At 35.9% G+C, this 312-nt stretch carries 1 pseudogene; it reads left to right on the top strand.

Features of this window, described 5'->3' with window-relative positions:
• Positions 1-81: 81 nt before the first annotated feature.
• Positions 82-312 (top strand): annotated as a pseudogene (locus I6E40_RS10805) (IS110 family transposase); the annotation flags it as partial.

Below are 312 nucleotides of genomic sequence, written 5' to 3'. Positions count from 1 at the left end.
AAAAAAGTGGTGTAAATGAAATGGTATTATTATTTTTGTATGACCAAATATAAAAATCAATAAACCAAACAAATTACACCTATGCAAAAGTACAAAGTCTCTTTCAAAGGACAAAACATTTTCGTCGGTATTGACGTACACTTGAAGACTTGGCACGTTGTTTCCATCACAGAAAGTGGCTATAAGATTTCATTCAGCCAGCGTTCGGATGCGAAAGTGCTCTTTGATACACTGAATAAAAAATTTCCAGATGCACACTTCAAAAGTGCATACGAGGCGGGGTTTTGTGGATTCTCAGTCCACTACAAACTT

Origin of the sequence: Prevotellamassilia timonensis, from assembly GCF_021531665.1 — a bacterium.
In the GTDB taxonomy this organism is placed as follows: domain Bacteria; phylum Bacteroidota; class Bacteroidia; order Bacteroidales; family Bacteroidaceae; genus Alloprevotella.
This window is presented reverse-complemented; position numbering and strand designations above follow the sequence as displayed.